Source organism: Pseudorhodoplanes sp., from assembly GCF_035565795.1.
GTDB lineage: Bacteria > Pseudomonadota > Alphaproteobacteria > Rhizobiales > Xanthobacteraceae > Pseudorhodoplanes.
The window spans coordinates 1-8,667 of sequence record NZ_DATMRV010000192.1; the positions used below are offsets into that span (position 1 = coordinate 1).

Below are 8,667 nucleotides of genomic sequence, written 5' to 3' on the forward strand. Positions count from 1 at the left end.
CGCACCGCCATGATGTCGTTGACGACGACCTTCTCTTCCGCATCGATGCCAAACGCGGCGCGGTCGAATGCTGCACGCGTATCGTTCCAGGCCGCAACATCGAACTTCTCGGTATTTCCGACGACGCGATCGACTTCGGGCATCGCGGCGAATGTCGCGGGCTCCGTCTGCGCTGCGCAGCCGGTCACCACGATACGCGTGTCGGGCTTTTCCCGCCGCAGCTTGCGAATGGTCTGGCGCGCCTGCCGCACCGCTTCTGCCGTGACCGCGCAGGTGTTGACCACGATCGCATCGGTCAGCCCGGCCTCATGCGCCTTGTTGCGCATGATTTCGGATTCATGCGTGTTGAGGCGGCACCCGAACGTGACGATCTCCACGCTCATGCTGACGCCTTCTGAGCAAACAGCGCAGGATCGAAGCGGCCTTCGCGCTCGAATTCCACGCCACCGGTCATCAGCACATGATCGTCACGCTCGCGCCACTCGATGACGAGATCGCCACCCGGCAGCGACATGCCCACCTTGCGGTCGGTCCGGTTGAGTCGTGCCGCGGCGACAGCGGTGGCGCAGGCGGCGGAGCCGCAGGCCCTCGTAAGTCCGGCGCCGCGTTCCCAGGTCCGCATCACGATGTGGTCGCGCGACTTGATCGCCGCCAGCGTGATGTTGGCACGGTCCGGAAACACCGGATGATGCTCGAGCAGCGGACCGAGCTTCTCCAGATCATACGCATAGGGATCCTCGACCCAGAAGATAGCGTGAGGATTGCCCATGCTGACCACCGAAGGCGTGTGCAGGATCGGCTTGTCGATCGGTCCGACCTGCAATTCGATCCCGCGCGTATCGCGGAACTCCTCGGCGAGCGGAATATCCCTCCAGCCGAACCGGGGCTGACCCATGTCGACGGTAAAGGTGCCCGGCTGCGGCCCGCGCCAGCAATTGATCAAACCCGCCCTGGTCTCGAAGGTCAGCGCATCCTTGCCGGTCTGGTCGAACACCATCGAGGCGACACAGCGCATGCCGTTACCGCAGGCGCCGGCTTCCGACCCGTCATTGTTGTAGATCCTCACGAAGCTTTCGGTTCCACCAGCCCGCGGCGGGTACAGCACCATGAGCTGATCGTACGGCGCACCCTCCGGCGCGGCGACCGCGCGCGCATCGTCAGCGGTGATCGGCTGTCCGCCCGCGCGCATGTCCACCACGACAATCTCGTTGCCGATGCCGTTCATCTTCACGAAGGCGTGGTTCGCGAGCGCGCTCATGACGGGTGCTTTGACGGAAAGTCCGGGTTGTTCCAATGCCGCCTATATGGGCCAATCGGTGCAGCTTGGCCAGCGTGCGGCGGTTCCGCCGGATGACGAAGCTTCAGGCGGCGGGCATAAGCGCGGCGGGCGACGGTTCGACATGAAAAGGTCTGCATCCGCGCCATAACCTTTGGATTGCAGGGAGTTGATCAGATGCTGTCGCGCCGTTCGCTGGCTGCCGCCACATTGGGCCTGGCGATCGCGCTGTTTGCGGGCCCGAGCGCCCAGGCACAGCAGGACGACACCTTCGGCGCGGAAATCACGCTCCCCGAGAAGACAATCGTCTACCTGCAGGGTACCGGGACTTGGGATACCGCCTACGAGACGCTGGTCGAGGCGTTCAGGACCGTCCACGAATATATCGACCGTCGCGGCCTCAAGCCCGATGGCGACGCCATGATGATTTATACCGGCGCCGACGACAGCGGCTTCGACTTCCGCGCGGCGGTCCCGGTGATGGGTCCGTTCGACAACCCGCCCAAGGGAGACATCGCCGTCGGAACCTCGCCGTCCGGCAAGGCCTTCAGGTTCGTCCATCGCGGCGCCTATGACGGGATGGAGAACCTGTACGAGGCGATTACCAATTTCTTCGACGAGAAGAACCTGCAGCCTGCGGAACTTTTCATCGAGCGCTACGTGACCGACCCCCGCACCACCCCGGAAGACGAACTGGTGATCGAGGTCATTTTCCCGATCCGGGATGAGGCCTCTGGTGAGGGGCCTCAAGCGCCGGACCCTGCGCCCTCCGCGCCCGAAACGGCGCCGAAGCCGCAATAATCCGGCCTGTCATCGCGGTTTCCTTGACTTCAGGGGTCCGCACCCCTAGTTTCCGCGCGCTCTCGCAAGAGATCGACGTACTGACCCGCCGACCGGTCCGAGAGGCCGGAGGTCCCCGCCCGACAGCGCTAGGCGCCCTCGGGCGCGTTCTGATTTGGAAAAGCGCATGTTCGACAATCTGTCGGATCGCCTGAGCGGAATTCTCGACACCCTGACGCGGCGCGGCGCGCTGCGGCCGGAGGATGTCGACGCCGCGATGCGCGAGGTCCGCCGAGCGCTGCTCGAAGCCGACGTGTCGCTCGATGTCGCCCGCGCCTTCATCGAGCGGGTGCGCGAGAAGGCGGTCGGCGAGATCGTCATCAAATCGGTCACCCCCGGCCAGATGGTCGTGAAGATCGTCCATGACGAGCTGGTCAATACGCTCGGCTCGGACGCGGACCCCATCGACCTGAACGCAGCCCCGCCGGTCGCGATCATGATGGTCGGCCTTCAGGGCTCCGGCAAAACCACGACCAGCGCGAAGATCGCAAAGCGCATCACCGACCTCGCCAGGCGCAAGGTGCTGATGGCCTCGCTCGACACCCGCCGTCCGGCGGCGATGGAGCAGCTCGCCGTGCTCGGCAAGCAGGTCAGCGTCGACACGCTGCCGATCGTGGCCGGCCAGACCCCGACGCAAATCTCCAGGCGCGCGATCGAAGCCGCAAAGCTCGGCGGCTATGACGTCGTGATCCTCGACACCGCCGGCCGCATCACGCTCGACGAGGCGATGATGGCGGAAGCGGCGGAGGTGAAGAGCGCCGCCAATCCGCATGAAGTCCTGCTGGTCGCCGATGCGCTGACCGGCCAGGACGCGGTTAATCTCGCGAAGGCATTCGACGAACGCGTCGGGCTGACCGGCATCGTGATGACCCGGGTCGACGGCGACGGCCGCGGCGGCGCGGCGCTCTCGATGCGCGCGGTCACCGGCAAGCCGATCAAGCTGATTGGCACCGGCGAAAAGATGGATGCGCTCGAGACTTTCGATCCGCAGCGCATCGCCGGCCGCATTCTCGGCATGGGCGATATCGTCTCGCTGGTCGAGAAGGCCGCCGCCAATATCGATGCGGAGAAGGCCGCCCGCACGGCCGAGCGGATGCGCAAGGGTGCGTTCGATCTCGCCGATCTGCGCGATCAACTGGCCCAGATGCAGAAGCTCGGCGGCCTCGGCGGCCTGATGGGCATGATGCCGGGCATCGCGAAGATGAAGAACCAGCTCGCGGCCGCCAATCTCGACGACTCATTGTTGAAGCGGCAATGCGCGATCATCGATTCGATGACTCCGCAGGAGCGGCGCAACCCCGACATTCTCAAAGCCAGCCGCAAGAAGCGCATCGCGGCCGGCTCGGGCACCACGCCCGAACAGATCAACAAGCTTCTCAAGATGCATCGCGGCATGGCCGACATGATGAAGGCCATGGGCGGTGCAAAGCGCGGTCCGCTGGCGCAGCTTGCCGGCGCCATGGGCTTCGGCAAGGGCATGCCATCGCGGGAAGAAATGCAGAAGATGGCCGAGCAAATGCAGCAGGGTGGCGCTTTGCCACCCGGCATGCCCGGTCTCCCGCAGAATATCCCTGGAATTCCGGGCGGTTTGCCCGGCCTCGGCGGCGGCAAATTGCCGGGCCTTGGTGGCGGTTTCCCCGGTTTGGGGAAGAAGAAATAACCAACACACACACACACACAAACGAATCGAGCGAAAGGAAAACTCAGATGTCCGTCGTACTGCGCATGGCCCGTGCCGGCACCAAGAAGCGCCCGGTCTACCACATCGTCGTCGCTGACTCGCGCTCCCCGCGCGACGGCCGCTTCATCGAGCGTCTCGGCTATTACAATCCGCTGATGCCGAAGGACAACAAGGACCGCCTGAAGTTCGACGTCGAAAAGGCGAAGGCCTGGATCGCCAAGGGCGCCCAGCCGTCCGATCGCGTTGCCCGCTTCCTCGATGCGGCCGGCGTGATGAAGCGCGAGAAGCGCAACAATCCGGAAAAGGCCATTCCGCGCAAGGAGCGCAAGGCTGCCGAAGCCGCGAAGGCTGCCGGCGGCGCTCCGGCCGCGAGCTAATCGCACATGTCGCGTCCGAGTGGCGGGCGCGAGACACGAGTCTGCGTGGCGCAGATCGGCGCCGCGCACGGCCTGCGCGGCGGCGTGCATCTGCGATCCTTCACGGAGCAGCCGGATGCATTCGCGCAATACGGTCCGCTTGAAACGGAAGACGGCTCGCGGCGCTTCGAAATCGATTCGGTAAAGCCGTCCCGGGATGGGTTCACCGTCCGCTTCGTCGGCGTGACACGCCGGGAGCAGGCCGAAGCGTTGCGCGACCTCACTCTGTATGTGGACCGCGACCGGTTGCCCGAAACCGAGGACGGCGAATTCTACCACGCCGACCTGATCGGGCTTGCTGCGGTCACACCGCAGGGCGATGCGCTCGGTGAAGTCGTTGCGCTGCATAATTTCGGCGCTGGCGACATCGTCGAGTTGAAGCTGACCGGCAACGGCGATTCGATCCTCCTCGCCTTCAACGAAGCGACGGTTCCGGAGATCGATATCGTCGGCGGCCGGATCGTCGTCGTGATGCCGGAAGAAATCATCGTGCAGGATCCTGCTCCCAAAACGGGAGAGGGGTCCGGGCAATGACCTTCCGCGCCACTGTCCTCACCATCTTTCCGGACATGTTCCCGGGCCCGCTGGGCCTGAGCCTTGCCGGCAAGGCGCTGGCGGCGGGAACGTGGTCGCTGGACACGATCGACATCCGCGATTTCGGCATCGGCGTCCATCGGCAGGTCGACGACACGCCGGCCGGCGGCGGCCCGGGCATGGTGATGAAAGCCGACGTTCTTGCCCGCGCCATCGACTCGATCGGGGCGGACAGCCGGCCACGCCTGCTGATGAGTCCGCGCGGTCGGCCATTGACCCAGCAGCGGGTCATCGACCTTTCCGCGGGACCGGGCGCGGTCATCCTGTGCGGGCGGTTCGAGGGGGTGGACGAGCGGCTGATCGAGGCGCGCGGCCTCGAAGAGGTGTCGATCGGCGATTACGTCCTGTCGGGCGGCGAAATTGCGGCCCTGGTGCTGCTCGACGCCTGCGTCCGGCTCCTGCCGGGCGTGATGGGCAAGGCGGTTTCCGCCGAGGAAGAGAGTTTCGCGCAGGGCCTACTCGAATACCCGCACTACACCCGGCCCCAGGTGTTCGAAGGCCGCCCCATTCCGGAGATCCTCACCTCCGGGGACCACGCGAAAGTCGCGGCCTGGCGTCGGTCAGAGGCCGAGCGGCTGACCAAAATCCGGCGCCCGGACCTGTGGTCGCAGCGGCCCGCCGAAAATCGGCCCGAATTTCCTCGAAAAAAGGGCTCAACGGATGGGTGACAAGTCCCTGTCTTTCGACTAGAACCCCGCCGAAACCGGACGAAACTGTCCCCACTTTTGCGCCCCATTTTGCCGTGCCGCGCATGTCGGTGATGCGAGTCCCTCGCGCACCGAGACCCGGCGCCGCCGACCGATACGGAGATATCGCCATGAACATCATCGAGCAGCTTGACCAGGAACAGGTGGCGAAACTCTCGGCCGGCCGTGAGATTCCGGATTTCGAGCCGGGCGACACCGTGATCGTCAACGTCAAGGTGAAGGAAGGCGAGCGCACCCGCGTACAGGCCTATGAAGGCGTTTGCATTGCGCGCTCGGGCGGCGGCCTGAACGAGAACTTCACCGTGCGCAAGATTTCGTATGGCGAAGGTGTCGAGCGCGTGTTCCCGCTCTATGCGCCGCTGATCGACTCGATCAAGGTCGTGCGCCGCGGCAAGGTCCGCCGCGCAAAGCTCTATTATCTGCGTGGCCTGCGCGGCAAGTCGGCGCGTATCGCCGAAGCCCAGGGTCGTCACGGCGGCAACGCGGAAACCGCGAAAGCCGCTGCGGAGTAACCCATCCATCATTCGCTGGATGCGCGATGGCCGGGCAAACGCCCGGCCATTTTCGTTTGCGATCCATGAAATTCCGCTTCATTGCGGCTTCAGACTGGAATTGTTATATCGCAGCCATGAGCTTGAGCGGTTTCATAGGGCCTTTCGCCTTTGTCCTGCGGGATCACGACCGCCTGCCCGGCCGTTTTTTCGGCCGTATGACCGCGTCGATCCTCGCCGGCCTTTGACGCGCGACGCTTCGCGCAGCCGCGCGAATGTCAGCCGCCAGCCTTTATCCGTTCAAACGACATCGAGACATGCCATGAAGCCTCGCACCCTCTACGACAAGATCTGGGACGACCACGTCGTCGACGAACAACCGGACGGCACCTGCCTCCTGTATATCGATCGTCATCTCGTGCATGAGGTGACCTCGCCGCAAGCCTTCGAGGGGCTGCGCAATGCCGGCCGCAAGGTGCGCGCGCCGAACAAGACCCTGGCCGTGGTCGATCACAACGTGCCGACCACCGATCGCAAATTGCCTAACCCCGATCCGGAGAGCGCTGAGCAGATCAAGGTGCTGGCGGAGAATGCGCGCGACTTCGGCCTCGAATATTACAACGAGTTCGACAAGCGTCAGGGCATCGTCCACATCATCGGACCCGAGCAGGGCTTCACGCTGCCGGGCACGACCATCGTTTGCGGCGACAGCCACACCGCGACGCATGGCGCGTTCGGTGCGCTCGCCTATGGCATCGGCACGTCGGAGGTCGAGCACGTGCTCGCCACCCAGACGCTGATCCAGAAGAAGTCGAAGAACATGCGCGCGATCGTCGACGGCCAGCTGCCGCCCGGCGTGACCGCGAAGGACATCATCCTGGCCATCATCGGCGAGATCGGCACCGCCGGCGGCACGGGCTACGCGCTCGAATATGCCGGCGAAGCGATCCGCTCCATCTCGATGGAAGGCCGCATGACGATCTGCAACATGTCGATCGAAGGCGGCGCACGCGCCGGCATGGTGGCGCCGGACGAGAAGACCTTCGCGTATCTCAAGGATCGCCCGAAGGCGCCGAAGGGCAAGGATTGGGATCGCGCGCTGCGCTATTGGGAGACGCTGCACTCCGACGACGGCGCACATTTCGATCACGAGATCCGGCTCGACGCCACAAATCTGCCGCCGCTGGTTTCCTGGGGCACCAGCCCGGAAGACGTAATCTCGGTCACCGGCAAGGTGCCGAATCCGGACGACATCGCCGATGAAGCAAAGCGCCTCTCGAAGAAGCGCGCGCTGGAATATATCGGTCTCACCCCAGGCACCAAGATCACCGACATCAAGCTCGACCGCGTGTTCATCGGGTCGTGCACGAATGGTCGCATCGAGGATCTGCGCGAGGTTGCGCGCATCGTGAAGGACAAGAGCGTCAACGCCAACGTCAACGCGATGATCGTGCCGGGCTCCGGTCTCGTTAAGGAGCAGGCAGAAGCCGAAGGGCTCGACAAGATCTTCATCAAGGCCGGCTTCGAATGGCGCGAACCGGGTTGCTCGATGTGTCTTGCGATGAATCCGGACAAGCTGAAGCCCGAGGAGCGTTGCGCCTCGACGTCGAACCGCAACTTCGAGGGCCGTCAGGGCTTCAAGGGCCGCACGCATCTTGTGTCGCCGGCGATGGCAGCCGCGGCCGCAGTCGCCGGTCACTTCGTCGACGTGCGCGAGTGGAAATAGCGATCGCTGTTATCGCTCAATGCGAAAAGGCCCGCCGCGAGGCGGGCCTTTTCGTTTCGAACGAGGCTCACCACCACCAGCGTGGGCCGAAGCCAAAGGTCACGACCGGGCCGCCCCAATAGAAGCGCGGTCCCCAAAACGCGGGGCGTGGACGCCAGTAATAGCGCGGACCCCACCAGGCGCGGCGTGGTCCCCAATAGGCATAGCGCGGACCCCAGTAACGGTAACGCGGGCCCCAATACGCACGCCGCGGACCCCAGTAAGCACGTCGCGGTCCCCAGTATCTGTAGCGCGGCGCCCAATAGCGGCGAGGGCCCCAATAGGCGCGACGCGGACCCCAATAGCCGCGGTGGTATCGGCGTTGCGACGAGATATCGCTGGTCTCTTTGGCATCGGTACCGGCGTTGAGGCCAGCGGGTTTGATCTTCGATTCGGCCTGGACCGGCATTGCCAGCACCACCGCGAAACATGCTGCTGCCAATGCCAACAGAAGCTTTTTCATCTCATGCTCCCTGGCACCTGAACACACTACAGGGAACCAACGCGCGTACGAGCGTTGGGTTTCGTGTCTCGAACGACTTGCCAAATGAAAAGGCCCGCCTCGCGGCGGGCCTTCCATGATTTCGTTTTGCCGGACGTCAGAACCAGACGCCGACCCGCGGCCCGCCATAGAACCCGAAACCGACGCCGGGTCCGTAACCGTAATAAGGACGATAGTACGGAGCGGGCCGGTAATACCCATAGCGCGGACCATAATAACCGCGACGCGGCCCATAATAGTGGCGATGATAGCGACGCTGCGCACTGATGTCGGTGTGTTCGACATTCGCCGTGGTGTTGACGCCGTTTGCTTTAGCGGTTCCATCCGCCTTCGCCGGCATCGCGAATGCTGCAGCGATGCCCGCCGCGGCGAGAGTTACAACCATAGCCTTCATC

At 64.3% G+C, this 8,667-nt stretch carries 11 protein-coding genes and 1 pseudogene; 8 read left to right on the forward strand and 4 right to left on the reverse strand.

The window, feature by feature from the left end:
• Together VNZ93_RS17030 and dapF are read right to left on the reverse strand one after the other, a co-directional pair.
• Nucleotides 1–383 (reverse strand): annotated as a pseudogene (locus VNZ93_RS17030) (tRNA (N(6)-L-threonylcarbamoyladenosine(37)-C(2))-methylthiotransferase MtaB); the annotation flags it as partial.
• Nucleotides 380–1,258 (reverse strand): diaminopimelate epimerase, encoded by an 879-nt coding sequence (dapF, locus tag VNZ93_RS17035; protein ID WP_325707687.1) that lies wholly within the window; start codon nt 1,256–1,258, stop codon nt 380–382. The pseudogene VNZ93_RS17030 and the gene dapF, both read right to left, overlap by 4 nt.
• A gap of 195 nt (nt 1,259–1,453) precedes the next feature.
• Between dapF and VNZ93_RS17040 the strand changes: the two genes are divergently transcribed.
• From VNZ93_RS17040 to leuC, 8 genes are all read left to right on the forward strand, one after another.
• A complete protein-coding gene (locus VNZ93_RS17040) occupies nt 1,454–2,077 on the forward strand; it encodes a GyrI-like domain-containing protein (protein WP_325707690.1) in 624 nt (207 codons plus the stop codon).
• 166 nt (nt 2,078–2,243) lie between these two features.
• Nucleotides 2,244–3,776, forward strand: coding sequence for a signal recognition particle protein (gene ffh, locus VNZ93_RS17045; protein ID WP_325707693.1), 1,533 nt, complete (start codon nt 2,244–2,246; stop codon nt 3,774–3,776).
• Nucleotides 3,777–3,823: 47 nt separating this feature from the next.
• Complete coding sequence (gene rpsP / locus VNZ93_RS17050; protein WP_325707695.1) at nt 3,824–4,174, forward strand: 30S ribosomal protein S16; 351 nt, start codon at nt 3,824–3,826, stop codon at nt 4,172–4,174.
• 6 nt (nt 4,175–4,180) lie between these two features.
• A complete protein-coding gene (gene rimM / locus VNZ93_RS17055; RefSeq protein ID WP_325707698.1) occupies nt 4,181–4,747 on the forward strand; it encodes a ribosome maturation factor RimM in 567 nt (188 codons plus the stop codon).
• A complete protein-coding gene (gene trmD, locus VNZ93_RS17060) occupies nt 4,744–5,475 on the forward strand; it encodes a tRNA (guanosine(37)-N1)-methyltransferase TrmD (protein WP_325707701.1) in 732 nt (243 codons plus the stop codon). Before rimM ends, trmD begins: the two co-directional genes overlap by 4 nt.
• Nucleotides 5,476–5,624: 149 nt before the next feature.
• Nucleotides 5,625–6,026, forward strand: coding sequence for a 50S ribosomal protein L19 (gene rplS, locus VNZ93_RS17065; protein ID WP_325707704.1), 402 nt, complete (start codon nt 5,625–5,627; stop codon nt 6,024–6,026).
• Nucleotides 6,027–6,052: 26 nt separating this feature from the next.
• Nucleotides 6,053–6,253 (forward strand): hypothetical protein, encoded by a 201-nt coding sequence (locus VNZ93_RS17070; protein ID WP_325707707.1) that lies wholly within the window; start codon nt 6,053–6,055, stop codon nt 6,251–6,253.
• Between the two features lie 74 nt (nt 6,254–6,327).
• Nucleotides 6,328–7,731 carry a 3-isopropylmalate dehydratase large subunit gene (leuC, locus tag VNZ93_RS17075; protein WP_325707710.1) on the forward strand — a complete coding sequence of 468 codons (1,404 nt, stop codon included), beginning with the start codon at nt 6,328–6,330 and terminating at the stop codon, nt 7,729–7,731.
• A gap of 67 nt (nt 7,732–7,798) precedes the next feature.
• On the opposite strand, the gene VNZ93_RS17080 is transcribed toward leuC, so the two are convergent.
• Nucleotides 7,799–8,233, reverse strand: coding sequence for a hypothetical protein (locus VNZ93_RS17080; RefSeq protein WP_325707713.1), 435 nt, complete (start codon nt 8,231–8,233; stop codon nt 7,799–7,801).
• Nucleotides 8,234–8,369: 136 nt separating this feature from the next.
• A partial coding sequence (locus tag VNZ93_RS17085; protein ID WP_325707716.1) for a hypothetical protein occupies nt 8,370–8,667 on the reverse strand: 298 nt, incomplete at its 5' end.